The organism is Ramlibacter montanisoli (assembly GCF_013087525.1).
GTDB lineage: Bacteria > Pseudomonadota > Gammaproteobacteria > Burkholderiales > Burkholderiaceae_C > Ramlibacter > Ramlibacter montanisoli.
In genome coordinates, this window is the sequence record NZ_JABFCS010000001.1 from 900,594 (window position 1) to 925,447 (window position 24,854).

Below are 24,854 nucleotides of genomic sequence, written 5' to 3' on the forward strand. Positions count from 1 at the left end.
ACGTAAGGGCCGCAAGGCGCGCGGCTGTGCCTGGTTTTAGCCCGGCGCGAAGCAACGCAACGCGGGAGAGCGCAACGCTCGCGCGTCAGCACTGTCCGACGCGACCGGATCCACGCGACCCGCAGCGGATTCGCACGTGGGAACCCGTTGCGAACCGACATGCGCCGTCCAATGCATTCCTACGAACTTGTGTGACTGCCGCGGCAAACCATTCGTGCCTCATCCCTGTATCGAGGTTCGAACGTCATGCGTACTGCCCGATTGCTCTGCCTGCTGGCGGCCTGCCTCCTGCCTCCGCTCGCGATCGCGCAGAAGCAGACCGTCTGCACGATCACCATCAACTCCGCCGACGAGAAGCAGACCTTCCGCAAGTTCCTGCCGGCGGACAAGTACCAGTTCGTCGAGCTGGTGGAGAAGAACCGCAAGGACTGGCTGGCGTCCTCGTGCGAAGCCAAGGTGTCCTGCGACGTGCTGGTCATCTCGGGCCACCACGGGGAGGGCAACGTGTTCTTCTCCGATTCGCTCGAGAAGCACGAATTCCTGCCCATCGAGGAGCTGGAGCGCGTGTCCTGCTCCGGCTCCTGCCCCAGCCTGTTCGCCAACCTCAAGGAGGTCTACCTCTTCGGCTGCAACACGATGAACACGCAGGCGCAGCACACCATCTCCGGCGAGATGGCACGCAGCTACGCGCGCGAAGGCAGTTCCGCCGATGAGGCAGCGCGGCTCGCCCGCACGCTGGGCCAGCAGCGCGGCGAGAGCAGCCGGGACCGCATGCGCCTGCTGTTCAAGGACGTCCCCGTGATCTACGGCTTCGCCGGCGTCGCGCCGCTCGGGCCCGTGGCGGGCTCGGTCCTGAACCGCTACTTCCAGGGCACCGGCAGCGGCGAAGTGGGCAAGGGGCCGCGCCAGCGGCAGCCTGCTGCGCGCGTTCTCCCAGCACGGCATGGTGGCCGGGCGCGGCATCGGCTCCGGCGATCCGCTGATGCCCCTGCGGCAGGACGTGTGCATGTTCGCGGACGACCGCGTGTCGCCCGCGCAGAGGCTGGCTTCCGTTCACAAGCTCCTGCAAAGGCCGACGGCCGAATCGCGCCTGCTGCTGGAGCGCATCGAGAAGTTCACCGACACACTCACGCCCGCCGAGCGGCAGCAGCCCGAGGTGGTGCAGGCGATCGAGCGCATCGCGAAGGACAGCGGTTCGCGCGATCGCTACCTGGCCTACGCGCGCGATGCGGACCAGCCGGTGACCCGAGCGCGCATGATCGACGTGGCGCAGGACATTGGCTGGCTGTCGACGGGCCAGCGCCGCGAGGAACTGGTGAAGATGTTCGGCGACATGCTGGCGCGCAAGGAGGTGGCCGGCCCGGACGTGGAACTGGCCTGCGCCGTGAACAAGAATGGCGAGCTCGATGGCGTCCTCGACAAGGTCGCGATGCAGCTGCGCACGGACAACGTCGGACACTCCGCCGTCCTGGCCTGCATGGGCAGCGCCGGCGCGCGCGACCACGTGCTCGAGCGGCTGGCCAGCCCGGTGGACGCCGACGTCCGCGTGGCGCAGGCCTACCTCCGGCACCGGCCCATCACCGACCCCAACGAGCTGCGCGTGGTCACCAAGGCCATCGCCCGCATGAACGCGCCCGAAGCGCAGGTCCGCGCGCTCGACGTGCTGGCCCGGCACTACCTGTCCGACCGCGAATCGGTGGACACGCTCAAGCAGCTGTTCGCCAGGACCCGGAACTGGACCGTGCAGAACGCCATTGCCGGGGTGCTGCTGCGGGCCGACCGCAAGTCGGTCCACTCGGGCGAAATGCTGCGCACACTGCGTGAAAATCGCGTGAAGGCGTCGCCCGGCGACAACATGGTGGACGCGCTGATCCAGCGGCTGCAGGAATCTTCCTGAACCGGGCGGGCCTTGGCTCGGCTGGTGTGTATCAGTCGCGGCTGAGCCAGGTAGCTGTGGAATACTGGCCGCCTTCGCGGCCCCGAGCTGCAGCAGTCCACGCTCATGCCCATGCAAATGTCGATCCCCAGAACGCTGGCGCTGTTCGGCGCGTTTCTGGCCGCTGCCGTGTCGTTCGCCGCGAACGCCGCCCCCAGGACCGTGTGCACCATCACGGTCAACTCGCCGGACGAGCGCGAGAGCTTCCGCCGCCACCTGCCGGCGGGCGACTACAAGTTCGTCGAGCTGGTGGAGCGCGGCCGTCCCGACTGGCTGGCATCGGCCTGCGAGCAGAAGGTGCAGTGCGACGCGCTCGTCATCTCCGGCCACTTCGACGGCGGCACCGAGTTCTACACCGACCGGCTGGACCAGAGCGAGTACCTGTCGGTCGAGGAGATGGAGCGCGCTTCCTGCAGCGGCTCCTGCCCTGGGGTGTTTGCGAACCTCAAGGAGGTCTACCTCTTCGGTTGCAACACGCTCAAGCCCGAGGCCCGGCAGACCGTCACCGAGGACATCGTGCGCGGCCTGCTGCGTGCCGGCCACTCGCCGGCCGACGCCGCGCGCGTGGCGGGGATCCTGGGCGAGCGGCATGCCGAGAGCAATCGCGACCGCATGCGCCACATCTTCAAGGACGTGCCCGTCCTCTACGGCTTCTCGTCGCTGGCGCCGCTGGGGCGCACGGCGGGCCCGCTGCTCGATCGCTACTTCCAGTCGGTCACCGCACCCGAGATCGGCAGCGGCCAGGTGAGCGGCAAGCTGATGGCGGCGTTCTCGCAGACCGCCCTGACCGTCACGCCCGGCCTGTCCGACACCGAGTCGCAGGCCAAGGTGCGCAGCGAGGCCTGCCAGTTCATCGACAACCGGCTGAGCGACGTGCAGAAGGTCGCCTTCATGCACCAGGTGCTCAAGCGCGACATGAGCGAAGTGCGGATGTTCCTCGGCCACCTGGAGCGCTTCGCGTCTTCCATCGGGCCGGTGCAGCGCGTCTCCGCGGCGACGACCGCCGCCTTCGCGAAGGTGGCCGCTGACCACGCCACGCGCGGGCGCTACCTGGAAGCGGCGCGCGACGCCGACGAAGCCTCGGTGCGCATGCGCATGATGGCGCTGGCGCGCAGCATCGGCTGGCTCACGCCTGCGCAGGAGCAGGCGGAGCTCGTGCGGACCATCGCGGACCACGTGGCGCGCGACCGCATCGGCCGCGACGAGGTGGACATGGCGTGCAAGCAGGCGCGCCCCGAGGAGACGGGTCCCTTGCTGCACACGCTGGCGCCGGGCGCGCTGAAGTCCGGCAAGGTGGCGTCCGCCGCGGCGCTGGCCTGCCTGGGCAGCACCGAGGCGCATGGGCGCGTCGTGCGTGCGCTCACCAGTGCCAACCCGGACGACATCGCGATGGCCAAGTCCTACCTGCGCCACAAGCCGCTGGTGGATGGCGAGCTGCGTGCGATCACCGCGGGCATCGCGAAGATGCCGGCGGCCGATGCGCAGGTGCGCGCGCTGGAAACGCTGGCGCAGCAGCGCCTGGCCGATCCGGAAAGCCTGCGCGAGATCGCGCGCCTGTTCCCGGTGGCCAAGTCGGTGCACGTGCAGCGCGCGATCGCCAGCGTCCTGATCCGCTCGGACTACCGGGTGCTGGGACGCACCGACCTCGCGCGCTCGCTGCAGCAACACCGCCTGAAGTCGCCGGACGGCAACGACGTCATCGACGCGCTGATCCGGATCCTGCAGGCAGGCTGAGGCCGCTCAGAACTTGATCTTCACCGAGGGCGCGCTGCGGTGCGCCTCGCCGTGGTACACGGCCTCGATGTTGTTGCCCTCCGGATCGAGCACGAAGGCCGCGTAGTAGCCCGGGTGGTAGGGCCGCTCGCCGGGCGCGCCGTTGTCCTTGCCACCGTTGGCCAGCGCCGCCTTGTGGAAGGCGTCCACCATCGACCGGTCCTGCGCCTGGAAGGCCAGGTGGGTGCGGCCGGTCAGCTCGCCTTGCGCGGCCTCGCTGCCGGGCGTGGAGATGAACAGCTCGTCGGCCCAGAAGTAGTCCTTGCCGGTGCCGCCCATGGGGATCTTCAGCACCTCGAACACGGCCGTGTAGAAACGCTGCGATGCCGGCAGGTCCCGCACGACCAGCTGGACGTGGTCGATGAGCCTGCCACGGTGGAGTTCCATGGTTTCCATGCGCCTTCCTTGCGAGTGGGTCCGCGCATTTCTACGGGTGCCGCGCGGCAACGTCAAGCACGTGCGCAAGCTCTTGCAGGCGACGCTATAGTTGCGCATGCCTCCGATGGACGTTCCCGACCTTCCCTTCCTGCGCGAAGGCGGAGCCATGGGCGCACTGATCCGCACCTTCGACTGGTCCACCACGCCGCTCGGTCCGCTCGCCGGCTGGCCACAGTCGCTCAAGACGGCCGTCAGCCTCATCCTGCGCGCGCAGCAGCCCATGTTCATCGGCTGGGGCCCGGATTACATCTCCTCTACAACGACGGGTACATCGCGATCCTCGGCGCCAAGCATCCGCAGGCGCTCGGCCATCCGATGGCCCAGGTGTGGAGCGAGATCTGGGACGAGCTGCGGCCGCTGAACGACGCCGTCATGCGCGGCGAGTCGCACTCCTTCGAGAACCGGCCGTTCCAGCTGGCGCGCCGCGCGGATCCGGGCCCGAGCTACTTCAGCTTCACCTACACGCCGCTGCTGGACGACGACGGCCGTGTGGCCGGCATCTTCTGCGCGGCGATCGAAACCACCGGCACGGTGCGCCTGGCGCAGGAGGCGCAGGCAGCCCGTGCGGCGCAACAGGCGCTGCAGGCCAGCGAGGAGCGCCTGCGCCTGGCCACCGACGCCGCCGAGATTGCTTTCTGGGACGTGAACGTGGTCGATGGCACGCTGGTGTGGCAGCCGCGGCTGCGGCAGATGTTCGGCATCACCGGCGAGGATCCGCTCACGCTGGACGACTTCTTCAACGGCCTGCATCCCGAGGACCGCGAGGCCGTCGCCGTCGCCTTCGCCGCCGCCTGCGACCCGCGGCGCCGCGCGCTCTACAACGTCGAGTACCGCACGGTCGGGCGCGACGACGGGCGCGTGCGCTGGGTCGCCGCCAAGGGCCGGGGCCTGTTCGACGAGTCCGGCCGCTGCGTGCGCGCCAACGGCACGGCCATCGACATCACGGCCCGCAAGGCCGCCGAGCAGGCCATGGAGGTCGCGCTGGAGGCCAGCCGCACCGGCACCTTCCACTGGGACATCCAGGAGAACACCCTCTGGTGGGACACCGCGCTGGACGCCCTGTTCGGCCTGCGCCCGGGCGAAGCCGTGCGCAGCCTGGACCAGTTCATCGCGCTGGTGCACCCGGACGACCGCGCCGAGGTGATCCGGCGCTGCGAACGCTGCCGCGACTTCGGCGACGACTTCGAGATGGAGTTCCGGGTGGTATACCCGGACGGTTCGCTGCACTGGCTGTACGACCGCGGCCGCACCTTCCTCGACGCGTCCGGCCGCGCCAAGACGATGACCGGGGCCTGCGTCGACATCACCGACCTGTGCCGCGCGCGCGAGGCGCTGCGGCTCGCCGACCGCCAGAAGGACGACTTCCTCGCCACCCTGGCCCACGAGCTGCGCAATCCGCTCGCGCCGCTGCGCACCGGCCTGCACCTGCTGCAGGGCGGGACCGTCGCGCCCGAACAGGCGGCCAGGGTGCACGGCATCATGCAGCGGCAGCTGGACCACATGGTGCGCCTGGTGGATGACCTGCTGGACATCGCGCGCATCAGCCAGGGCAAGATCGCATTGCGCAAGGAACAGCTGGCGCTGCACACCATCCTGGAGCAGGCCGTGGAGGTCTCGCGGCCCCTCATGGACGCGCAAGGCCACACCCTGGTGTGGGAGGGCGTGGACCCGCAGCTGCAGGTGTCGGGCGATGCGACCCGGCTGGTGCAGGTGGTCGGCAACCTCCTGAACAACGCGGCCAAGTACACGCAGCCGGCGGCCGGGTGACGCTGCGCGCGGGCGTGGAGGACGGCATGCTGCGCATCGAGGTCGAGGACACCGGCATCGGGATCCCGCCTGACCTGCTGGAGCGTGTGTTCGACCGTTTCGCCCAGGTGCAGCAGCACCTCGAGCGCGCCCAGGGCGGCCTCGGCATCGGGCTGAGCGTGGTCAAGAGCCTGGTGGAGATGCACGGCGGCCGCGTCGCCGCCGAGAGCGCCGGCGTGGGCACGGGCAGCCGCTTCGTCGTGTGGCTGCCCCGCGCGCCCTCGCTGGAGGAGGGCGCCGGCGAGGCCGGCCGCGTGCCGGCGCCGGTGGCCACCCGCCGCAAGGTGCTGGTGGTGGACGACAACCACGACGCGGCCGAGACGCTGGCGATGGTGCTGGAACTGGGCGGGCACGAGGTGCTGCTGGCGCATGACGGCCACGCGGCCCTGGAGCTGGCGGCGCTGCACCAGCCCTCCGTGGTCTTCCTGGACATCGGCATGCCCGGCATGAGCGGCTACGACACGGCCGGCCGCATGCGTGCGCTCCCGGGCGGCGCCCAGCGCACGTTGGTGGCCCTGACCGGCTGGGGCAGCGAAGGCGACCGGGCGAAGAGCCTGTCGGCCGGCTTCGACCTGCACCTGACCAAGCCGGTGGAGATCGGCGCGGTGGACAGCGTGCTGGCGGCACTGCCGCGGTGACAGCCTGCGGCTGACGCCGCCTTGCGGACTTTCCCTGCCATGGCCGCGCAGCGGCCATGCGACGCTGCGGCCATCGATGGCTCGCGGGTCCCTGCCTGGCCCCGCGCCATGAAGAAAACAACTACGCTTGAACGCATGCCCGAGGCAACGCTACGCGACACCATCCTGAGGATCGGCGAAGAGGCCAACGCGGCCGCGGTCGCGGTCGCGGCCTATGACTTCGAACACCACACGACGTGGTCGCTCAATGCCAGCCGCTGGTTCCACGCCGCCAGCACGATCAAGGTGCCGGTGCTGCTGGCCGTGTCGAGGCGATCGAGCAGCACCGCTTCGCGCCCTTCTCGCGCGTGCACGTGCGCAACCGCTTCCTCGGTGTTGTGGACGGCAAGCCCTACCGCGTGGGACCCGAGCGCGACGCGAATGCGGCCGTGCATGCCGCCATCGGCCGCATGCTCACCGTGCACCAACTGGCCGAGCACATGATCGTGACCAGCAGCAACCTGGCCACCAACCTGCTGCTGGACCTGGTCGGCGTCGAGGCCGCGCGCGCCTCGCTCGCGCGCCTGCATCTGGGCGGAATCGACCTGCAGCGCGGCGTGGAGGACGAGGCCGCCTGGGAGGCCGGGATCAACAACCGCGTGACGGCTGCCGGCCTGTGCGATGCCATGCGCCTGATCGAGGAGGGCAGGGCGATCTCGCCCGAGGCCTCGCAGGCCATGCTCGACATCCTGCACGAGCAGCAGTTCCGCAGCGGCATTCCCGCCGGCCTGCCGGAGGATGCACGGGTGGCCAACAAGACCGGCGAGATTTCGACCATTGCCCATGACGCGGGCATCGTGTACCTCGACGGCCGGGACGCCTACGTCGTCGTCATCCTCACCGAGTGGGCGCCGGAGGTGAGCGGCCGCCGGCAGGAGACCATCGCGCGCATCTCCCGTGCCGTGTACGAATACATGACCGGGCCCCGGCGATGAACACCCTGCCGCTTCCCCTGGTGCTCGCCGAGGACCTTCCCCGGAGTGGCGGGAACTGCTGCGGCCCGGCCAGGCCCTGCGGGATCGTTCGGGCGCCGCGCGCGTCCTGCCCTCGGCGTTCCTGCGGGTGGACTCCTGGCACCAGGCGCTGGAGACGAGCCTGACCGCGAATTTCAAGTGCTGGGAACTCATAGGCGTGGACGTGCGCGAAGCGATGCTGGCGCGCTCCTTCCCGCGCTACGTTCCCTGCGCGGTCCTGTTGCTGGCCGCCGGGCTGGAGCTGTTCCGCCTCGAGGTGGGGACCCTGGTGCACGTGGCCGCCAACGGCGGCTACCGCTCCCCGGGCCACGGCCTGACGCGGCATGCATCGCGCCACTGCTGGGGCACGGCGGCGAACATCTACCGCGTCGGCGACACCTGGCTCGACACCCGCGAGGAGATCGAGAAGTACGCGGCGATCGCGCGCCGCGTGATCCCCGGCGTGTGGGTGCGTCCCTTCGGCCTGGAAGACGGCGAGGCGGACGACCACCTGCACCTGGACATCGGCTACACGGTGTTCGATCCGGTGGACGGGCCGGACAGCGTAGCCCCCACGGAAGAAAGCTGATGGCCGAGCGGAAGAAACTGGAACATCCCTCCGCGCCGCAGCAGCTGCGCCTCGCGGCGATGGGCATGGAGGCCGAGTGCTCCCTCATGCTCGACGACCAGCCGGTGCGGCCGGAGAGCCTGTTCGGCAGCCCGCGCGACTTCATCCGCGGCGAGCTGATGCACCGCCAGGGCACGTCCTACCACCTGCCCACCGGGGGTGCCGTGTACTTCGATACCGGCGTGATCGAGGTGGCGACGCCTGTGGTGGAGATCGAGCGGGGCTGCGCCGCGCGTTCGGGCCGCTCGCTGTGGGAGGCGCTGCAGTTCATCCGCGGCGAGCTCGACGCGTGGGACGCGCGCCAGGGCAAGCGCACGCGCCTGGTGGGCTTCAGCGCGCACTACAACGTGTCCTTCGAGCTGCCGCCCGGCGAGCCCGCCAACGGCCGCAGCATCGAGAAGCTCGCGCACCTGCTCACCTTCATCCTGCCGGCGCCGGTGATGCTGCTGGCGACCAACCGGCGCTCCACCGGTGTCGGCGTGCGCCCGCGCACGGACCGCATCGAGATCACATCCGATTTCACGCCCAGCCCCTCGCTGATGATCGCGACGGCGACCTTGATCGCCGGCGTGGTGCGCGAGGTGATGAAGTGGCCGACCTACGAGCTGGACGAGCTCGCACGGCACGACATCGCGGTGATCCGGGGCTTCCATCCCGTGCCGCACACCTCGCGCAAGGGCTGGCTGGCGCGCTTCAGCTGCTATCCGCAGAACCCCTTCACCTGCGACATCGACAAGGACTTGTGGCGCACGGAGGGGCACGGCGAATTGAGCCTGCGCGAGATCGCGGGCCGCACGGTGCGCCAGTTCTGGCGCCCGATCCGCCGCCTTTCCGATCCCTTCACCTTCCGGCTGATCGGCTCCGTCCTCCGCGGCCACACGCCCTCGTTCCTCGAGCTGGATGACCGGCCGCCGGAGTACGAGGACGTCGGCACGCTGTGCGCGTGGGACGCCGTGTCGCCGCCGGCGCAACTGGGTCGCTCGCGCTACGAGCGCGTGGTGATCCGCGCGATCTCGGGGAGCAGCTGCGCGTGAACGGCCGGCGCCTGCGCCCGGTGGGCATGAGCGGCTGGTCGGCGATCGTCTTCCAGCGCGAGGACAACCGCCGCGAGCTGATCGCCATCGACGACCTCCTCCCGCACCTGGACGCCTGGGAGCGGCAGTAGCGCGCGCCGCCGGGGCCGGCCCGTTCACGTTTTGCACCAAGCAAGTTAAGGGTTTACAAGTCGCAGGGAAACAGCTGGAGGTTCTCCAGTCCTCTTACATTCGGCGCGTTGATTCGCAGCCTCAACTGCAGCAGCATCCTTGCTCACCCCTGCTGTTGGCGCGAGGAGGCGATATGGCACAGCGTTCGAAGTTCTGTTTGCTGGGACTGCTCTTCCTCGCGATGGGCGCGTCGGCCACCACGGTCGGCCAGGTCGAGGGGAGGGTGGTCTCGGGCCGCCCCCTCGAAGTGAACATCCCGTTCGTGCTGGACAAGGCCAGGGACCGCGCCTGTGCCAGCGCCAACGTGCGCTACGGCAACATGCGCGTGGCCGGCGTGATCGTCGATGTCCAGGGCAGCGGCCCGAACCGCAACCTGCTGGTGAGTTCGCGGGCGGTCGTGAAGGAAGAAAGCGTCACCATCGATGCGCGCGTCGGCTGCGGCGCGAAGTCGGTCACGCGCCGCTTCGTCCTGCTCACCAACCTGGCGCCCGCCAGGAATCCGCCGGTGGCCAGGCTGCGCACCCGCCAGGATGTTCCGGTGGTGGTGGCACCCAGGACCCCGCCGAAGACGGTCGTGCTGGGCGCCCCGAGGGAGCCCCTGTTCCCGCCGCCCGAGGCCGAGTCGCCGCCGGCACCGGAGCCCGTCGCGCCCAAGGTGGACGGCTCGATGTGGCAGGACCTGCAGAAGGCGCGCACGGAAGCGGCGACGGCGACTGCGCAGCTGGAGTCCGCACGCAAGGAGCTGGCGGCGGTGCTCGATGTGGAGCGGCGCAGCCGGCAGACCCTCATCAATTCCGACAACCAGGCCAGGGAGGCGCAGTCGGAAGTGGCCCGCATGCGGCTCGTGCTGAAGGGCGTCGCCTTCGTGCTGGCACTGGGCGCCGCAGGCCTGGTCTGGTGGGAGTTCCAGCGCGTGGCGTCCCGCATGCGCCGGCCGAACGCCCGGCCCGCGCAGGATCCGACCATCCTTTCGATGGAGGCCGAGCCTAGCCCCTCCTAGTTGCCCGTCCCGCTTCAGCGTTGCAGGCGAAGCTGCAGCCCGGTCATCCTGACCGTGGCGAGCTCGAAGGCGAAGCGCACCTTGCCGCCTTCGACGAACAGGCGCAGCGTGAGCGCGCCCGTGATCTCGTCGCAGCGGGTCTCGATGCCGCCGGAACCGAAGACGGCGTTCTTCACCGACAGTGAAGCGATCTCGAGGGTGAGCCCGCGCCCGACCGCTTCCGAATGCAGCCGCACCGCGTTGCGGCCCTCGGCGCGCCCCGCCAGGTCGGCCTGCACGCCGGGCGCGGCCAGCTTCCCGTCGGCCAGCCGCACCTCGCCGGACACCTTGGTGCGGTCGAACAGCATGCGCGCCTGCTCGGGGACGCCCAGCAGCTGGCCGCTGGCCGGCTGGCGCAGCAGCCATTCAACGAAGGGCTGCAGCTGCAGCCTGCCGCGGTCGGTGACCCAGGGCCCCAGCATCGCGCCGCGGCTCTCGTACTCCACGCCGGCGACCGGCGCGGACGCGAACTGGTACAGGTAGCTGCGGCCATTGGGCGCATCGACATAGATCCCCATGCGGCTGGCGCCCATGCGCGAATCCGGGCCCACGTGCTCCACGGTCGCGTCCTTGAAGTCGATGGCGCCCTGGCGGATCGGCACCGTCACGTCGGCGTCGAACCCGAGATGCGCGTCCACGATCTCCGCGCGGATCGCGCCCTCGGCGCCGGCGAGCGGGGCTAGCGACCAGGTGCCCGCTGCCAGCGACAGGTCCAGGGGGCCGCCCAGCTTCAGGCCCGAGAGTTCGGCGCGCGCCACCGTCAAGGCCGTCCCGCGGGGCTTGCCGGCCTCCTCGAGGACCTGCAGCGCCATCCCGTGCAGGGCCAGCTCGCCCACCTCCAGCGCGAGCGGTCCGGAGGAAAGCCGCTGGACGACGTCGGCGATCGAGGCGGGAAGCGCGGTGGCCATATGCGGGCCAATCTACCCCACAAAGCGCCGGCGGTGGGGCGCCTACACTCCACCGCGTGAGCACTGAACTCTTCGGATCCGATGCCTACTCGCCGAGCGAAGTCGCCCGCCGGGTGGAGACCGTGGGTGTGGCCAAGGCGCAAATGGCGCTGCTGCCGCTGGCCATGCTGGGCGTGCTGGCCGGCGCCTTCATCGGCCTCGGCTCCATGCTGTTCGTGCTGGTGCGCTCCGACCCCGGCCTCGGTTTCGCGGCCTCGCAGCTCCTGTCCGGGCTGGTGTTCTCGCTCGGCCTGCTGCTGGTGGTGGTCGCGGGCGCGGAGCTTTTCACGGGCAACAACCTGCTGGCGATGGCCTGGGCCGACGGCAGGATCAGCTCGCGGCAGGTGCTGCACAACTGGGTGGTGGTCTGCGCTGCCAACTTCGTCGGCGCCGCCGGCCTGGCGCTGCTGGTCCACCTGAGCGGCCACACCGGCCTGGGCGGCGGCGCCGTCGGGCGCGCCGTCGTGCGGATCGCCCTGGCCAAGCAGGAGCTCGGATGGCAGGAAGCGTTCTTCCGCGGCGTGCTGTGCAACGTGCTGGTGTGCATGGCCGTGTGGATGGCCATGGCCGGACGCAGCGTGGTGGACAAGGCTGTGGCCGTGGTGTTCCCGGTCACCGCATTCGTGGCCGCCGGCTTCGAACACAGCATCGCCAACATGTACCTCATGCCGCTGGCGATGCTGGTGCAGGCGGGCAGCGGCATTGCTGCGGGCTCGCCGGCCCTCACGCTCGGGGGCATGGGCGCCAACCTCGCGGCGGTGATCGCGGGCAACCTGGTGGGCGGCAGCGTGCTGGTGGGACTCACCTACCACGTGATCTATCGCAGGAAGCCCCTGGTGGCGGGAGCGCGGGAGCCCTAGCGCTTGCGCGGCGGGATGCGCTCGCCCGGCAGGCAGTCGTACGGGTCGCGCCACCCGTGCAGGGCCTGGATGCGCTCCAGCCACTTGCCGATCGCCGGGTACCTCGCCCGCACGTCGCAACCGCTCTCTTCCACGGGGTAGAAGAGGTAGCCGCACATGGAGAAGTCCGCGATCGTCGGCGCGTCGCCCACCACGAAATCGGACTGCTGAAGGTGCCGGTCGGCGACGCCGAAGGCCGTCTCGAAGCGCTGGCGCAGGAAGTTCATGACCGCGGGGTCGGGCGCCGCCTCCGCCAGCGAATAGAGGAAGCGGTAGGTGGCGAAGTAGCTGGTGAACTTGTGGTTGTCGTACAGCAGCCAGCGCAGCACCTCGCGCTGCTGCGCCTCGCCCTCGCCGCCGAAGCGGCCGTGCTTGCGCGCCAGGTGCGTGAGGATCACGCCGGACTGCGTGAGGCGCAGCACGCCGTCGTCGAGGACGGGGGCTTCGCCCAGCTCGTTCACGCTTTCGCGGTACTGCACCGATCGGGTCTGGCCGCCGAAGAAGTCGATGAGGACGGGCTCCCAGGGCTGGCCGAGCAGGTCGAGCATCAGCGCGACCTTGTAGCAGTTGCCGGATTGGGCGAAGGCGTGGAGTTTGACCATCCGGCATTTGTACGTGAAATGGCCGGGGCGCGCAGCCCTCGCCGGGCAGCGCCCCTCGTCCCAGCCCTCTCCCCGGAGGGAGAGGGAGCCGGACCGCCCTGGGAGGGCAGGGGGCGTCCGGCTAATGCGCGTGGTGGTGCGCGTGCGCGCGGCGGCCCGTGTTCACGTAGGGCACCACGAAGCACACGTACAGGCAGAGCACCACGACGTGGGTCATGGAGATGATCGAGGCCGTGTACCAGCGGAAGGCGAAGGCGAAGACGATGGCGCCCACCATGCAGGCCAGCGACCACACGGCCGCCCAGCGCCACAGCATCTCCGCCACCAGCCACTTGCCGCGCAGCCGCACGAAGAAGCGGCTGCGGCCCTTGATCAGCAGGTACAGGCCCAGCACCGCCAGGGTTTCGACGATCGCCTGCGCGATCACCACGTAGAACTCGAATCCATTCATGTTTTCCTCCAGCCCGATGACCGGACCATACGCAGGGGGTGGGGGCCGCCATTGACGAGCCTCAAGTGACGGTCCGGTCGGGCTGGGCCAGCCGCCATACGGTGCGGCTTGCACGAAGAGCGGCGCAGCCGCGAAGGGGTGTGCGGTAACAAGCCACACCACGCGCCCGCCGGCGCCACCGAAGCTGCCGTCCGTCCCTTGGCGCGCGCTGTAGCACGACAGGCAGGCGGCGCCCCACTAGGATCGGCACATCCAAAAACAAGGCATCCTCGTGATGCGGGACGTCGTGGAACTGATCGGTTCGTGGCTCGCGGCCGCCGGGACGGCCCTGTTCAGCGCGGGGGCGATCTGCCTCTTTCGCCGCCGGCGCGGCATCGATGAAGAGCGCCAGGTCCTGCGCCTGGCCTCCGACATCGTGGCCGTGGCGGGCACGGTCGATGCAGACCTGTCGCGCGTCGCCGAGGACCGCTCCTTCACCCGGTTCGCGAACCGCTGCCGCGAGTGCAGCGAGCGCGCCCACGAGGCGCTGCAGGAAGGCAAGGGCCTGCGCCAGCTGGAGGCGGGGCGCCTCACCGGCATCCTGCTGCTGCTGCACGACGACCACCGGCGCATGGTGGACCTGCGGTCCGAACTGGACCGCGCGCTGGCCGCCTGGCTCGACGCCCGCGGCGAGGACGGCCCGCCGGTCTTCAGGTACGTGCGGCCCAGGCGCTCGTCCTGGCACAGCAGCATCAGCACCCGGCCTTCCACCCTCGGCTGAGGCCTGCGGCGCGCCCCGCTCCGCGTTCGCCGCCGCAGCGGCGACAATCCGGCCTCGATGAACAGACTTGAAGCCGAACTGCAACGCCTTTTCCTCTTGCCAGGGCAGTCACGCGAGGACGCCGCGGCGAGGGCCCTGGTGCTGGAAGTGGCCGGACCCGGTGCCTGGGACGAGCTCGCGAAGGCCTGGCAGGGCGTGCAGGCGGACCTGCAACTGCCGGCGCCGGCCATCGCGGTCTCCGGCAGCGATGCCTACCAGCTGTGGTTCTCCGTGGCCGAGCCGGTGCCGGCCGCGCAAGCGCTGGCCTTCCTGGACGCACTGGAGAAGCGCTACCTGGGCGAAGTGCCCGCCGAGCGCATCCGCACCAGTCCCTCCGCGACACCGGGGGCGAAGATTTCCCGGGTGCCGCCGGTGCAGGTGGCGGAGGGCCGCTGGTCCGCCTTCGTGACCGTGGACCTGGCCGCCATGTTCGCCGACGAGCACTGGCTGGACCTGCCGCCCACGCCCGATGCGCAGGCCGACGTGCTGTCGCGGCTGCAATGCACGCCGCCGGCCGACCTGCTGCGGGCGACGGAGCGGCTGGCTTGCGCCGCGGTCCCGGGATCGGAAGGTGCCGCACAAGGCGCGGGGGCCAGCCAGGATCCGCGCAGCTTCCTGCTGGGAGTGATGAACGACCGCAGCGTCGCCCTGCCACTGCGCATCGAGGCCGCGAAGGCGCTGCTGCCCTACGCCGGGACGCAGCGCCCATGAACGCACCCATCGTCCACACGCTGCCCAACGGGGTGCGGCTGCTGGCGCTTCCCCTGCCGCACGTCCAGAGCGCCAGCGTCGGCGTGTTCCTGCGCGTCGGCTCGCGCGACGAGACCCCGGACACCAACGGCATCAGCCACGTGCTGGAGCACATGGCCTTCAAGGGCACCTCGCAGCGCTCGGTGCAGGAGATCAACCTGGATGCCGAGCGGCTGGGCGCCGACGTGAACGCCTTCACCAGCAAGGACACCACCGGCTACTTCATGACCGGGCTGGGCCGGCACGCCGACCGCTTCCTGCGCATGATCGCGGACATCGTGCTGGACAGCACCTTCCCGCCCACCGAGCTGGCGCGCGAGCTGGAGGTGATCCGGCAGGAGGCGATCGAGTACGACGAGGACCCGCAGGAAAGCTCCAGCGAACTGCTGGACCGCGCGATCTGGGGCGCGCATCCCATGGGCATGCCGGTGATCGGCACGGTGAAGAACATCGAGCGCTTCACGCGCGAGGACCTGGTCGCCCACGTGGCGTCGCACTACGTGGCGGAAAAGACGGTGGTCGCCGCGGCGGGCAACTTCGAGGTCGACGCCTTCCTGGCGCTGGCCGGCGAGTTGTTCGCCGGCATGCCGCGCTCGGCCGATGGCGTCCCCGTGGCGCCCGCGCTGCCGGCAGGCTATGTGGGCAGCGCGATGGGCCGGCGCTTCACGCAGGTCTCGCAGGTGTTCGTGAACCTGGCCTACCCACTGGCGCCGGCGACGCCGGAAGAACTGCGGCAGCCGCGCTGGCGCCTCACCGCCTCGCTGGCCGCCACGCTGTTCGGCGGCGGCATGTCCGCGCCGCTGGTGGACACCGTGCGCGAGCGCATGGGCCTCGCCTACAACACCCATGCGAGCACGGAAAGCGGCGACGCCTGGTCCAACTTCGTGGTCAACGCCGTGACGACGCCGGACAAGCTGGAGCAACTGCTGGCCGCCACCGGCGGGCTGCTGCGCCAGCACGCGCAGGAGACCGACCTGGTGCACCTGGAGCGTGCGAAGAACCAGCTGACGGTGTCGCGCGTGCGCTCCTCCGAACGCACCTACGCCACGATGGAGCGGGCGGTGGAGGAGCTGTTCGCGCGCGGGACCGCCACGCCGCTGCAGGAGACGATCGCGATGATCGAGGACATCACGGCCGACGAGGTGCGCACCGTGTTCCAGCGCATGCTGCAGCACCCCGCGGCACTGGCGATCACGGGCAAGGGCGCGACGGCCCGGTCCGCCAAGCAGCTCGCCGCGAGCTTCGCAGCGGCCACCCGCTAGCCGGGCCCGGCGCGCCGGGCCGCCGCCGCGGCCGCCGCCCGCAGCTTGTCCTTCTTGCTCGGGCGCTTGCCCTTGATGCCGCCCACGCCCTTTTCCGCGACCGGCGCGGCGGTCTCGACGGGCTCGAAGCCCGGGACCTGCTCGCGCGGCAGGCTCAGGTGCTGGCGCGACGCGATCAGGCGGAAGTGCGCGTCGGTGTCGGCGCTGACGAAGCTCACGGCCAGGCCCGGGGCGCCGGCGCGGCCGGTGCGGCCGATGCGGTGCACGTAGTGGGTGGGCGAGCGGGGCAGGTCGTAGTTGACCACCACCTCCAGCGCTGGAATGTCGATGCCGCGGGCGGCCAGGTCGGTGGTGACCAGCACGTCGGTGCGGCCGGCCTTGAAGGCGTCCAGCACCTCGGTGCGGCCGCCCTGGCTCATCTCGCCGTGCAGCGGCGCGGCGGGGATGCCGGCGTCGCACAGCTTGCGGGCCAGGTGCTCGGTGGCATAGCGGGTGGCGACGAAGACCAGCGCGCGCCGCCAGCGCTCCTGCCGCACCAGATGGCGCAGCAGCTCGGTGCGGCGTGCCGCGTCCACTTCGACCACCCGCTGCACGATGGCGGGCTGCTCCAGTTCGGGCGCCGCGGCCTCGATGCGCACCGCGTCGTGCAGCAGGCCGCCGGCCAGGGCCTGCACGCCGCCGGCGAAGGTGGCCGAGAACAGCAGGTTCTGGCGCCGCGCGGGCAGCTCCTGCAGCACCCGCTGCAGTTCCTCGGAAAAGCCCAGGTCCAGCAGGCGGTCCGCTTCGTCCAGCACCAGGGTCTCGACCCGCGAGATGTCGAGGGCGTTGCGCTCCAGCAGGTCCAGCAGGCGCCCCGGCGTGGCGACCACGACGTCGGCGCCGCCGCGCAGTCCCATCATCTGCGGATTGACCGACACGCCGCCGTACAGCACCGCCACCTTCAGCGGCGCGGGCAGTGCATGGCCAAGGCTGCGGAACACCTCGCCGACCTGCGCGGCCAGCTCGCGCGTGGGCACCAGCACCAGCACGCGGACGGTGCGGCGCCAGCCGCGGCTCTCCGCGGCGAGCCTTTGCAGCAGGGGCAGGGCGAAGGCGGCGGTCTTGCCCGAACCGGTGGGCGCCAGGCCCAGCAGGTCCTGCCCGGCCAGCACTGCCGGGATGGCTTGCTGCTGGATCGCGGTGGGCTGCGCGAAACCCGCCTGGACACAGGCGCGGGCCAGGGGTTCGGACAGGCCGAGCGACGCGAAGGTGCTGTCCGTCACGGCGAGCGGTGCAGGCGCGGCCCCGCCAGTGCGTCGATGGTGTCGCGGATCGCCACGTCCACGTCCTTCCAGCGGCCGGCGAGCTGGCCAGCGGCCAGCGCCTTCTCCAGCGCGCGCAGTTCACGGGCGCTGGGCGCCACCTTGATCTGGGCGATGGCGGCATCGGGGTTGCCGGCGCGCAGCAGCGCGATGACCTTGTCGGGCCAGGCGGTCGGTCTTGCCAAGTCGCATTCCTTGTGGGTTGGGACTGCGATTGTCCTCCGGCCGCGCCGGGCAGCATTTGCGGCTGTCGGGGTTCGGGCTTCGCCGCTCACCCCGACCTCCGGGCAACGGAGCCGGATTACTCCGATGCCGGCTTCTGCTCCTTCGGGTCCGCCTCCAGCTCCTTGCGGCCTTCGCGGGCCAGGCGCGCGGTTTCGTCCAGCACCTTGTCTTCGGAGGCGGCCGGGATGGGCTCGTCCTCGCGGGTGCTCGCCTCGTTGCCGCCTTCGGAGTTGCGCTGGTTTTCGGTGGGCATGGTGGCTCCTTCGTTGTGAAGGCCCGATTGTTGGGCCGCCCCGGCAGCTGTCAGTCGGCCGCTGCGCGTGTCGGGCGGTAGGCTGCGGACTACTTGGCGGTGCGGAAGTCCGCCGGGCGCGCGCCTGGACCCTGCTCCTACAGCCGGTGCCGCCCTCGGCGCACTTGCCGCGCACGCGGCGGCGTTACCGTGGACGCCATGCAAGTGCTGTCCCCAACCCCCGCAAGTCCCCGCTCGCCGCCGCCTTGCGCAACGCCCTGTTGCTCGGCGCGGCGCTCCTGATGGTGCCCACCTTCGCCTCCGCGCAGGAGGAGGAGGCCAGCGACGCTGCGGCCGATGCTCCGGCCATGGTGAAGACGGCGGAGGCGCCGAAGAAGGCGAGCAAGCCCGCCACCAAGGCGAGCACCAAGCCCAAGGCCAAGGCCGAAGCCTCCGCGGCGAAGGCCAGGCCAGCGGGGAAGTCCGCCGCGGCCAAGGGCCACGACAAGAAGACGAGCGCAAAGAAGAAAGCATCCCCGGAGGACCTGAAGCCCGGCCCGCTGGCCAACTTCAACGGAGTGGACGCCCCGGCCGACGTGGTGCACGTCGCCAACTGGGTCTCCTACACGCGCAACGCGAAGAAGAAGGCCTTCGTGCTGATCGACAAGAAGCAGGCGCGCATGTACGTGTTCGACCCGCAGGGCAAGCTGAAGAGCCAGACGCCCATCCTGCTGGGCAAGGCGGTGGGTGACCACACCGTGCCCGGTATCGGCAACAAGCCTTTCGCGCAGATCAAGGAAGACGAGAAGACCACGCCCGCCGGCCGCTTCCTGGCCCAGCCTGGACGCAACACCAAGGGCGAGGACATCATCTGGATCGACTACAACGCCGCCGTGTCCATGCACCGCCTGCGCAAGGTGAAGGAAGAGGAAAAGCGCGCGGACCGCATGGCGACCCCGGAGGCGGACGACAACCGCATCTCCTACGGCTGCGTGAACGTGCCGGCGCCCTTCTACAACAGCGTGCTGCGCCCGACGGTGAGCAAGCAGGGCGCCTTCGTCTACGTCTTGCCGGAGACGAAGACGCCGCAGCAGCAGTTCGGGTCCTTCGACGTGCCGCCGGAGAAGGTGGCCCTGAAATAGTTCAGGTGCCGCGGCCCCAGTAGCCGCAGTAGCGCCGTGCGATGAACTGGAGGTTGGCCGCGTAACCCGGCCAGCCTTCATAGCCCGGCAACTTGAACTCGCGCTCCGCGGTGTCCCAGCACTTGCCTTCCTGCGCCAGCTTCTTCATCTCCGCCGAGGCGGTCTGCAGCAGTTGCAGCTGGTCGGCCACGTCCTTCTTGGTTCCGAGGCGGTCGTTCGGTCCGGGGTGTCCGGGGATGTAGCGGTCCCAGTCCAGGGTCATCACGCGGCGCATGAACTCCTCGGTCTCCACCGGGTAGAAATCGATCATTCCGCGGCCGGGAACCTGGCCGACCGGGATGGTGTCGACGATGAAGGCGAGCTTCTCGCGCGGCAGCAGCATCACCACGTTGGTGTCGGAGTGGTTGGCCCCCAGGTAGCGCAGCTCCAGCGTGGTGCCACCGAGGGTGAGCGTGCGGCCCTCGTCGCCGAACACCTCGTCGGGCAGCGGCGTGTGCGGGTCGGCGATCGGCGCCAGGCGCTCGCGCACGCGGCGGTGCGCGACGATGGTCGCGCCCGCGTCCTTGAAGGCCTTGCCGCCGGCGATGTGGTCGAAGTGGTGGTGGCTGTAGACCAGGTAGCGGATCGGCTGGCTGGTGACGCTGCGAATCGCGTCCACGTACTGCTGGCCGCCCGTGGGCCGGCCGTAGGCGACCGGGTCGGTGGCGATCACGCCGGCCGGCGTGACGATGAACATGGCCTGGTGGTTGACGTTGCGGAACACGTAGACGTTGTCCGTGCCGTCCACCTTGGTGACGGCGATGGCCGGCCGTTGCGGCGCGGCCGGTGCGGCGGGGGGGCTGCTGCTGCGCGGGGGCCTGCGCCAGGGCCACGAGGGGCAGGGCGGCAAGCAGGCAGGCGAGGGTGTACTTCATGGCGGCGGGTCCTCTGTTGCGGGGTGCCGCGGATGATTGCAGAAGGCATGGCGCGCGGGAACGCGCGCGACCTCCGCCATAGGGCGGATGGAATAAACGCGGCCCGTCGAACGTGGGCCTGCGGCCGCGCAGACTCTAACGGCGGCCGGCCACGGCGCCGAGGAAGGCGTCGAGCGTGCGCGCCTGCAGGTAGGCGACCGCGCAGGACAGTGCCGGGTCGGCGGCCTTGTACACGGCGGCGCAGCGCCCCTGGTCCACGCGCGCCTGCGAGGCCGGCGCCGCGGGTGCCTCCCCTGGCGCCGATGCGTCCTGGCCCCAGGCTTCGCCGCGCGCTTCCGTCTTCGGCGCACCGGTCAGTTCGACATCGGGCGTGATCCCTGCGTGGTGCACCGAGCGGCCCGAGGGCCCGTGATAGAAGGCCGTGGTGAGCTTGAGCGCGCCGCGCGCTTCCTCGCCCAGGCCGAAGGTGGTCTGCACGCTGCCCTTGCCGAAGCTGCGCTGCCCCATCACGAAGGCCCGGCCGTTGTCCTGCAGGGCGGCGGCCACCAGTTCCGAGGCCGAGGCCGAGCGCCGGTCCACCATGACGACCATGGGCACGCCGGGCAGCAGCTCGGCGGCGTCGGCCTGCCAGCTGCGCTGGTTGCTCGCGGTACGGCCGCGCAGCGAGACGATCTCGCCCTGGCCCAGGAAGGCGTCGGCCATGCGCACCGCCTCGGTCAGCAGCCCGCCGGGATTGCCGCGCAGGTCGAGCACCACGGCCTGGGGCGTGCGCGTGGCAGAAGCCTCGGTGACCGCCTGCCGCAGGGCCGCCGTCACCGCGCCGCTGAAGGTGGAGACGCGCAGCACCAGCACCTCGCCTTCCATGCTCCAGCGCACGGCCTGGCGGCGGATGGTGTCGCGGGTGAGCGAAACGGTGAATTCCTCGCCGGTGCGGCGGACCGTGATCGCCACCACGGTGCCCGGCTCGCCGCGCATGCGCGCAATGGCGTCCGACAGCGGCAGGCCGGTCAGCGGATGTTCGTCCACCCGCACGATCAGGTCGCCCGCGCGCAGGCCGGCACGGTCCGCCGGGCTGCCGGGGATGGGCTCCACCACGCGCACCGCGCCGTCGCCCGCTTCGACCTGCAGGCCGAGGCCGCCGAAGCCGGGGCCGAAGCTGTCGCGTTCGTTGCCGCGCGCGCGGGGATCGAGGTAGCGGGAGTAGGGGTCCAGCGTCTGCAGCGCGGCGTTCATCGCTTCGCTGAACACCGCCGCCGGGTCGGCGCCGCCGGCAGCGCGCCGCTCCACCACCTTCTTCGCCTCCGCGGCCAGCGCGGGCAGGTCCACCTCGCTGGCGTAGCTGCGTTGCACGCGCTGCAGCACGGTGGCGAACAGCTCGCGGTACTGGTCGGCCTGCGCGCCGGGCGCGACCTTCAGCACGTAGGCGTCCTGCAAGGCAGTGACGGCGGCGTCGGGCGCGGGCGCCGTCTGGGCCAGGGCGGCGCTGCCGGCGAACAGCAGGGCAGCGGCGAGGGCAGGAACGCGGAGGGTGGCGAGGAAGCGTCTCATGGCATTTCAGGAGAGCTGTGGCCGCGGCAGTATGGCACCGCTTGGTGTGCGGCGTGTGAAGGCGCCATCCCCGGGCAGACCCTGATGCCGACCATAATCGGGCATGACGCTGCAGCCCTACGTGCAGGTGGACGACACGCCCTTCTCGGTGTCCAGCGCGGACATCGAGCGGCACCGCGGCAAGCCCTGGCGCGCCGGGCGCAACGGCGTCGGCCTGAACGAGCTGGATTACGGCGAGGTGATCTTCCGCTTCCAGGACTGCGGGCGGCTGGAGGAAATCACCCTGCAGGCCAAGGTGGTGAAGCTGGGGAACGTCGCCGTGCCCTTCGAGGCGCTGGCCGGCTTCATCCGGGGCCAGGATCCTCAGGCCTTCGACCGCGCGGGTTTCCTGGTGAGCCCCGCCTTCGGCGTCGCCTTCGATCCGGCCGAGCCCTTCTGGGTGACGGCCCTGGCGCGCCACTGCATTCCCGAGTGGGAAAAGCTCTGAGCCTGCGGCTCAGGGGCTCCGCTTCGGGCCGAAGAACACCAGCAGGCCGTCTTCCACCACGGTGAGCTCCTGCGGCTCGAAGCCCATGGTCTGCGGCAGCGCGAGCTCGCGCGGCGTGAAGCGGTGCAGCACGAACTCGCCCAGGTCCTGCGCCACGCGGGGCAGCATGCCTTGCAAGGCGCGCAGCACTTCCGGCGGCGCGCCCGGCCAGCGCACGTCGAGGATTTCCGGGTTGCGCGCGCGCACGGTCTGGTCGGACGGCTCGTAGCGCAGCGAGAACACCAGGTCCATCTCGCCCGCCTGCAACTGCCGCACGCCGCGCAGCTCCGCCAGCAGTGCGGCACCGAGCTGGTTGCGGTCCGGCCGCAGCAGCAGCTGCGTGGCGCTGATCTCCAGCGCCAGCATGCCCGCGAGTCCCCGGCGCACCGGGAAGCGGGACGAGAGCGCTTCGTACAGCTCGCCGGCGGAGATCTTGTGGCGCGGGCGCGCAGGCGGCTGCTGCGCCGCGCAGGCGGTGGCGCACAGGGCAAGGGCGGCGACGATCTGCCGGCGGCGCATGGTGCAGCCATTGTGGCGCGGCCGGCGCGCCATGGCAGCCTGCGCTAAGCTGCTTCGCCTGCCGTTTACACATGCCCTCCATGCACACCAGAACCATCGGCCCCTTCACCGTCACCGCCATCGGCCTCGGCTGCATGAACCTCAGCCATGCGTACGGCGTCCCTCCGCCTGCCGAGCAGGGCGAAAAGGTGCTGCGCGCCGCGCTGGATGCCGGGGTCACGCTGTTCGACACGGCCGCCCTGTACGGCTTCGGGAAGAACGAGGAACTGGTCGGCCGCGTGCTCAAGCCGCACCGCCGCCAGCTCACGCTGTGCAGCAAGGGCGGCCTGGCCGGCGTGCCGGATGCCGATGGCGTGCTCAAGCGCGTGATCGACGGCCGGCCGGACACCCTGCGCCGCAACTGCGAGGACAGCCTGCGCCGCCTGCAGACCGACGTCATCGACCTGTACTACCTGCACCGCTGGGACAAGAAGGTGCCGATCGAGGAGAGCGTGGGCGCGATGAGCCGGCTGGTGGAGGAGGGCAAGGTGCGCACCCTGGGCCTGTCCGAAGTCTCCGCCCCCACGATCCGCAAGGCGCACGCGGTGCACCCGATCACCGCGGTGCAGAACGAGTATTCGCTGTGGACGCGCAACGCCGAGATCGCCGCGCTGGACACCTGCCGGGAACTGGGCATCGCCTTCGTGGCCTTCAGCCCGGTGGCGCGCGGCTTCCTGTGCGACGCGGTGCCGGACGTCGCCGGCTTCGACGCCAAGGACATCCGCCGCACCATGCCGCGCTTCGACGCCGCGAACCACGCGCGCAACCTGAAGCTGCTGCCGCCGTACCGGGCGCTCGCGCGCGAGGCCGGCTGCACGCCGGCCCAGCTTGCGCTGGCCTGGCTGCTGCACAAGGCGCCGCACATCGTGCCCATCCCGGGCACCACCAGCGTCGACCACCTGCGGGAGGACCTGGCCGCGGCCGACGTGCGCCTGGCACCCGAGCTCATCGGGCGGCTGGACGCGCTGATCAACGAGAAGACGGTCGCCGGCAACCGCTACAGCGAGCAGGCCAACCGCGAAGTGGATACCGAAGTGTTCGCCTGACCGATGCCCGGGCGTGATGGCCCCATAACTTTCGATTGCGCACCCGATGCAGGAAAGTCCTATGTGGGTTGGCATGCCACCTCACTAAAGTCGGCTGCTCGACACAAGCGGCACCCCCTCCAGCCGCAAGGAGACAGCGATGAAGTACCTGGCGAAATGGATCCTCGCCGGCGCGGCCGCCTGCATGGCGTCCGCGACGGCCCTGGCGCAGATGCAGCCCTGGGAAAAGGAGCTGTACGACGCGGCGAAGAAGGAAAAGCCGGTCACCGTCTACACCGCGCACTACAACACCGAGGAAGCGGCCGCGCTGTGCGCCGCCTTCGAGAAGAAGTACCCGGACCTGAAGTGCAACTTCGTGCGCACCACCGCGCAGGTGGCCTACCAGCGCCTGCAGCAGGACATCCAGGCCAACGCCGCGGTGGCCTCGGTGTTCAGCAGCACCGACGTCAGCCACTACCCCGACCTGAAGAAGAAGGGCCTGCTGCTGCCCTACACGCCGAAGAACACGGCGAACATGGTCGATTCGCTCAAGGGCTACAACGACAAGGACGGCCAGTACTGGGTGACGGCCGCAGCGCTGATGCTCCTGACCTACAACAACAGCGTGGTCAGCGAGAAGGATGCGCCCAAGAACTGGCCCGACCTGCTGGACCCGAAGTGGAAGGGCAAGGTCTCGATCGGCCATCCGGCCTTCAGCGGCTACGTGGGCACCTGGGTCGTGCTGATGCAGAAGCTCTATGGCTGGGACTACTTCACGAAGCTGGAGAAGAACCAGCCGCAGATCGGCCGCTCGGTGAACGACACCGTGACCATGCTGAACTCCAAGGAGCGGCTGGTGGCCGCGGGGCCGGAAGCGACCACGCTGCTGTCGCGCGACAAGGGCAATCCGCTGTCGGTGGTCTATCCCACCGACGGCGCGCTGCTGATGGTGTCGCCCAGCGCGATCCCGAAGAACGCGCCTTCGCCCAATGCCGGCAAGCTCTACATGGAGTTCCTGCTGTCGAAGGAAGCGGCGGAGGTGCAGGTGAAGTCGCACTCGCTGGCCGTGGTCAAGGGCATCGCGCCCGCGCCCGGCGCCAAGCCGCTGGAGCAGATCAAGGTGGTGCGGCCGACCGAGGACGAGATCACCAAGGGCATCCCGGAAGTCAAGGAGAAGTTCCGCGACACCTTCGGCATCTGAGCGGCGGCCGCCCCGGT

Annotated in this window: 30 protein-coding genes; 19 read left to right on the forward strand and 11 right to left on the reverse strand. The window is 70.4% G+C overall.

Annotation, left to right across the window (positions count from 1 at the left end):
• Positions 1-219: 219 nt before the first annotated feature.
• Positions 220-963, reverse strand: a complete 744-nt coding sequence (locus HK415_RS04675; protein ID WP_171556956.1) for a hypothetical protein — start codon at positions 961-963, stop codon at positions 220-222.
• Here HK415_RS04675 and HK415_RS04680 point away from each other — a divergent pair.
• Both HK415_RS04680 and HK415_RS04685 read left to right on the forward strand, forming a co-directional pair.
• Positions 944-1,897, forward strand: coding sequence for a hypothetical protein (locus tag HK415_RS04680; protein ID WP_171556957.1), 954 nt, complete (start codon positions 944-946; stop codon positions 1,895-1,897). The genes HK415_RS04675 and HK415_RS04680 overlap by 20 nt on opposite strands.
• Positions 1,898-2,008: 111 nt before the next feature.
• Positions 2,009-3,670 carry a hypothetical protein gene (locus HK415_RS04685; protein ID WP_171556958.1) on the forward strand — a complete coding sequence of 554 codons (1,662 nt, stop codon included), beginning with the start codon at positions 2,009-2,011 and terminating at the stop codon, positions 3,668-3,670.
• A 6-nt stretch (positions 3,671-3,676) separates the two neighbouring features.
• Here the strand turns inward: HK415_RS04685 and HK415_RS04690 are convergent, their stop codons facing one another.
• Positions 3,677-4,105: a VOC family protein gene (locus HK415_RS04690; RefSeq protein WP_171556959.1), complete on the reverse strand. Its 429-nt coding sequence runs from the start codon at positions 4,103-4,105 to the stop codon at positions 3,677-3,679.
• A gap of 148 nt (positions 4,106-4,253) precedes the next feature.
• On the opposite strand from HK415_RS04690, the gene HK415_RS26140 reads away from it, so the two are divergent.
• The 9 genes from HK415_RS26140 to HK415_RS04720 all read left to right on the forward strand — a co-directional run bounded on the left by HK415_RS26140 (position 4,254) and on the right by HK415_RS04720 (position 10,416).
• Positions 4,254-4,508 carry a hypothetical protein gene (locus HK415_RS26140; protein WP_309246868.1) on the forward strand — a complete coding sequence of 85 codons (255 nt, stop codon included), beginning with the start codon at positions 4,254-4,256 and terminating at the stop codon, positions 4,506-4,508.
• Positions 4,424-5,914 (forward strand): sensor histidine kinase, encoded by a 1,491-nt coding sequence (locus tag HK415_RS04695; RefSeq protein WP_309246806.1) that lies wholly within the window; start codon positions 4,424-4,426, stop codon positions 5,912-5,914. Before HK415_RS26140 ends, HK415_RS04695 begins: the two co-directional genes overlap by 85 nt.
• Entirely contained in the window at positions 5,911-6,591 is a 681-nt protein-coding gene (locus HK415_RS04700; RefSeq protein WP_171556961.1) for an ATP-binding response regulator, read from the forward strand. The genes HK415_RS04695 and HK415_RS04700 overlap by 4 nt, the downstream gene beginning before the upstream one ends.
• A 135-nt stretch (positions 6,592-6,726) precedes the next feature.
• Complete coding sequence (locus tag HK415_RS26850; protein ID WP_373684529.1) at positions 6,727-7,074, forward strand: serine hydrolase; 348 nt, start codon at positions 6,727-6,729, stop codon at positions 7,072-7,074.
• On the forward strand, positions 7,041-7,565 hold the full coding sequence (locus HK415_RS04705) for a serine hydrolase (RefSeq protein ID WP_256373084.1): 525 nt from the start codon (positions 7,041-7,043) through the stop codon (positions 7,563-7,565). The genes HK415_RS26850 and HK415_RS04705 overlap by 34 nt, the downstream gene beginning before the upstream one ends.
• A 127-nt stretch (positions 7,566-7,692) precedes the next feature.
• Positions 7,693-8,172 (forward strand): hypothetical protein, encoded by a 480-nt coding sequence (locus tag HK415_RS04710; RefSeq protein ID WP_171556963.1) that lies wholly within the window; start codon positions 7,693-7,695, stop codon positions 8,170-8,172.
• Positions 8,172-9,245 (forward strand): hypothetical protein, encoded by a 1,074-nt coding sequence (locus tag HK415_RS04715; protein ID WP_171556964.1) that lies wholly within the window; start codon positions 8,172-8,174, stop codon positions 9,243-9,245. Before HK415_RS04710 ends, HK415_RS04715 begins: the two co-directional genes overlap by 1 nt.
• Entirely contained in the window at positions 9,242-9,376 is a 135-nt protein-coding gene (locus HK415_RS25850) for a hypothetical protein (RefSeq protein ID WP_256373039.1), read from the forward strand. The genes HK415_RS04715 and HK415_RS25850 overlap by 4 nt, the downstream gene beginning before the upstream one ends.
• A gap of 197 nt (positions 9,377-9,573) precedes the next feature.
• Positions 9,574-10,416, forward strand: coding sequence for a hypothetical protein (locus tag HK415_RS04720; protein WP_171556965.1), 843 nt, complete (start codon positions 9,574-9,576; stop codon positions 10,414-10,416).
• 14 nt (positions 10,417-10,430) lie between these two features.
• On the opposite strand, the gene HK415_RS04725 is transcribed toward HK415_RS04720, so the two are convergent.
• On the reverse strand, positions 10,431-11,363 hold the full coding sequence (locus HK415_RS04725) for a hypothetical protein (protein WP_171556966.1): 933 nt from the start codon (positions 11,361-11,363) through the stop codon (positions 10,431-10,433).
• 56 nt (positions 11,364-11,419) lie between these two features.
• Here HK415_RS04725 and HK415_RS04730 point away from each other — a divergent pair, with 56 nt between their 5' ends.
• Positions 11,420-12,262, forward strand: a complete 843-nt coding sequence (locus tag HK415_RS04730; RefSeq protein ID WP_309246577.1) for a formate/nitrite transporter family protein — start codon at positions 11,420-11,422, stop codon at positions 12,260-12,262.
• Here the strand turns inward: HK415_RS04730 and HK415_RS04735 are convergent.
• Positions 12,259-12,903 carry a glutathione S-transferase family protein gene (locus tag HK415_RS04735; protein ID WP_171556967.1) on the reverse strand — a complete coding sequence of 215 codons (645 nt, stop codon included), beginning with the start codon at positions 12,901-12,903 and terminating at the stop codon, positions 12,259-12,261. The two genes, HK415_RS04730 and HK415_RS04735, sit on opposite strands and share 4 nt — an antisense overlap.
• A 121-nt stretch (positions 12,904-13,024) precedes the next feature.
• Positions 13,025-13,354 carry a hypothetical protein gene (locus HK415_RS04740; RefSeq protein WP_171556968.1) on the reverse strand — a complete coding sequence of 110 codons (330 nt, stop codon included), beginning with the start codon at positions 13,352-13,354 and terminating at the stop codon, positions 13,025-13,027.
• Between the two features lie 271 nt (positions 13,355-13,625).
• Between HK415_RS04740 and HK415_RS04745 the strand changes: the two genes are divergently transcribed.
• The 3 genes from HK415_RS04745 to HK415_RS04755 are packed head-to-tail and all read left to right on the forward strand — an operon-like array spanning position 13,626 to position 16,165.
• Complete coding sequence (locus tag HK415_RS04745) at positions 13,626-14,114, forward strand: hypothetical protein (protein ID WP_171556969.1); 489 nt, start codon at positions 13,626-13,628, stop codon at positions 14,112-14,114.
• Positions 14,115-14,171: 57 nt separating this feature from the next.
• The gene (locus HK415_RS04750) at positions 14,172-14,864 is read left to right on the forward strand and encodes a hypothetical protein (RefSeq protein ID WP_171556970.1); all 693 of its coding nucleotides are present in this window, start codon (positions 14,172-14,174) and stop codon (positions 14,862-14,864) included.
• The gene (locus HK415_RS04755) at positions 14,861-16,165 is read left to right on the forward strand and encodes a M16 family metallopeptidase (protein ID WP_171556971.1); all 1,305 of its coding nucleotides are present in this window, start codon (positions 14,861-14,863) and stop codon (positions 16,163-16,165) included. Before HK415_RS04750 ends, HK415_RS04755 begins: the two co-directional genes overlap by 4 nt.
• Here the strand turns inward: HK415_RS04755 and HK415_RS04760 are convergent.
• From HK415_RS04760 to HK415_RS04770, 3 genes are all read right to left on the reverse strand, one after another.
• Positions 16,162-17,427: a DEAD/DEAH box helicase gene (locus tag HK415_RS04760; protein WP_171556972.1), complete on the reverse strand. Its 1,266-nt coding sequence runs from the start codon at positions 17,425-17,427 to the stop codon at positions 16,162-16,164. The genes HK415_RS04755 and HK415_RS04760 overlap by 4 nt on opposite strands.
• Positions 17,424-17,651 (reverse strand): hypothetical protein, encoded by a 228-nt coding sequence (locus tag HK415_RS04765; protein ID WP_171556973.1) that lies wholly within the window; start codon positions 17,649-17,651, stop codon positions 17,424-17,426. The genes HK415_RS04760 and HK415_RS04765 overlap by 4 nt, the downstream gene beginning before the upstream one ends.
• Positions 17,652-17,767: 116 nt before the next feature.
• Positions 17,768-17,944 carry a hypothetical protein gene (locus HK415_RS04770; protein ID WP_171556974.1) on the reverse strand — a complete coding sequence of 59 codons (177 nt, stop codon included), beginning with the start codon at positions 17,942-17,944 and terminating at the stop codon, positions 17,768-17,770.
• A gap of 245 nt (positions 17,945-18,189) precedes the next feature.
• On the opposite strand from HK415_RS04770, the gene HK415_RS04775 reads away from it, so the two are divergent.
• On the forward strand, positions 18,190-19,065 hold the full coding sequence (locus HK415_RS04775; RefSeq protein WP_171556975.1) for a L,D-transpeptidase: 876 nt from the start codon (positions 18,190-18,192) through the stop codon (positions 19,063-19,065).
• A 1-nt stretch (position 19,066) separates the two neighbouring features.
• Here HK415_RS04775 and HK415_RS04780 read toward each other — a convergent pair whose 3' ends face one another.
• Together HK415_RS04780 and HK415_RS04785 are read right to left on the reverse strand one after the other, a co-directional pair.
• Complete coding sequence (locus HK415_RS04780) at positions 19,067-19,852, reverse strand: MBL fold metallo-hydrolase (protein ID WP_171556976.1); 786 nt, start codon at positions 19,850-19,852, stop codon at positions 19,067-19,069.
• A 262-nt stretch (positions 19,853-20,114) separates the two neighbouring features.
• Positions 20,115-21,527 carry a S41 family peptidase gene (locus HK415_RS04785; protein WP_171556977.1) on the reverse strand — a complete coding sequence of 471 codons (1,413 nt, stop codon included), beginning with the start codon at positions 21,525-21,527 and terminating at the stop codon, positions 20,115-20,117.
• Between the two features lie 103 nt (positions 21,528-21,630).
• On the opposite strand from HK415_RS04785, the gene HK415_RS04790 reads away from it, so the two are divergent.
• Positions 21,631-22,014, forward strand: a complete 384-nt coding sequence (locus tag HK415_RS04790; RefSeq protein WP_171556978.1) for a hypothetical protein — start codon at positions 21,631-21,633, stop codon at positions 22,012-22,014.
• Between the two features lie 9 nt (positions 22,015-22,023).
• On the opposite strand, the gene HK415_RS04795 is transcribed toward HK415_RS04790, so the two are convergent.
• The gene (locus HK415_RS04795) at positions 22,024-22,572 is read right to left on the reverse strand and encodes a YceB family lipoprotein (protein WP_171556979.1); all 549 of its coding nucleotides are present in this window, start codon (positions 22,570-22,572) and stop codon (positions 22,024-22,026) included.
• An 80-nt stretch (positions 22,573-22,652) separates the two neighbouring features.
• Between HK415_RS04795 and HK415_RS04800 the strand changes: the two genes are divergently transcribed.
• On the forward strand, positions 22,653-23,657 hold the full coding sequence (locus HK415_RS04800) for an aldo/keto reductase (RefSeq protein ID WP_171556980.1): 1,005 nt from the start codon (positions 22,653-22,655) through the stop codon (positions 23,655-23,657).
• A 139-nt stretch (positions 23,658-23,796) separates the two neighbouring features.
• On the forward strand, positions 23,797-24,837 hold the full coding sequence (locus HK415_RS04805) for an ABC transporter substrate-binding protein (protein WP_171556981.1): 1,041 nt from the start codon (positions 23,797-23,799) through the stop codon (positions 24,835-24,837).
• Positions 24,838-24,854: the final 17 nt, after the last annotated feature.

Bases quoted from the DNA above. Each gene is read 5' to 3' on its own strand.
- HK415_RS04680 (WP_171556957.1), top strand. From the start codon at position 944: ATGGTGGCCGGGCGCGGCATCGGCTCCGGCGATCCGCTGATGCCCCTG.
- HK415_RS04675 (WP_171556956.1), bottom strand. From the start codon at position 963: ATGCCGCGCCCGGCCACCATGCCGTGCTGGGAGAACGCGCGCAGCAGG.
- HK415_RS04685 (WP_171556958.1), top strand. From the start codon at position 2,009: ATGCAAATGTCGATCCCCAGAACGCTGGCGCTGTTCGGCGCGTTTCTG.
- HK415_RS04690 (WP_171556959.1), bottom strand. From the start codon at position 4,105: ATGGAAACCATGGAACTCCACCGTGGCAGGCTCATCGACCACGTCCAG.
- HK415_RS26140 (WP_309246868.1), top strand. From the start codon at position 4,254: ATGGGCGCACTGATCCGCACCTTCGACTGGTCCACCACGCCGCTCGGT.
- HK415_RS26850 (WP_373684529.1), top strand. From the start codon at position 6,727: ATGCCCGAGGCAACGCTACGCGACACCATCCTGAGGATCGGCGAAGAG.
- HK415_RS04705 (WP_256373084.1), top strand. From the start codon at position 7,041: ATGCTCACCGTGCACCAACTGGCCGAGCACATGATCGTGACCAGCAGC.
- HK415_RS04715 (WP_171556964.1), top strand. From the start codon at position 8,172: ATGGCCGAGCGGAAGAAACTGGAACATCCCTCCGCGCCGCAGCAGCTG.
- HK415_RS04725 (WP_171556966.1), bottom strand. From the start codon at position 11,363: ATGGCCACCGCGCTTCCCGCCTCGATCGCCGACGTCGTCCAGCGGCTT.
- HK415_RS04735 (WP_171556967.1), bottom strand. From the start codon at position 12,903: ATGGTCAAACTCCACGCCTTCGCCCAATCCGGCAACTGCTACAAGGTC.
- HK415_RS04740 (WP_171556968.1), bottom strand. From the start codon at position 13,354: ATGAATGGATTCGAGTTCTACGTGGTGATCGCGCAGGCGATCGTCGAA.
- HK415_RS04750 (WP_171556970.1), top strand. From the start codon at position 14,172: ATGAACAGACTTGAAGCCGAACTGCAACGCCTTTTCCTCTTGCCAGGG.
- HK415_RS04755 (WP_171556971.1), top strand. From the start codon at position 14,861: ATGAACGCACCCATCGTCCACACGCTGCCCAACGGGGTGCGGCTGCTG.
- HK415_RS04770 (WP_171556974.1), bottom strand. From the start codon at position 17,944: ATGCCCACCGAAAACCAGCGCAACTCCGAAGGCGGCAACGAGGCGAGC.
- HK415_RS04785 (WP_171556977.1), bottom strand. From the start codon at position 21,527: ATGAGACGCTTCCTCGCCACCCTCCGCGTTCCTGCCCTCGCCGCTGCC.
- HK415_RS04790 (WP_171556978.1), top strand. From the start codon at position 21,631: ATGACGCTGCAGCCCTACGTGCAGGTGGACGACACGCCCTTCTCGGTG.
- HK415_RS04795 (WP_171556979.1), bottom strand. From the start codon at position 22,572: ATGCGCCGCCGGCAGATCGTCGCCGCCCTTGCCCTGTGCGCCACCGCC.
- HK415_RS04800 (WP_171556980.1), top strand. From the start codon at position 22,653: ATGCACACCAGAACCATCGGCCCCTTCACCGTCACCGCCATCGGCCTC.
- HK415_RS04805 (WP_171556981.1), top strand. From the start codon at position 23,797: ATGAAGTACCTGGCGAAATGGATCCTCGCCGGCGCGGCCGCCTGCATG.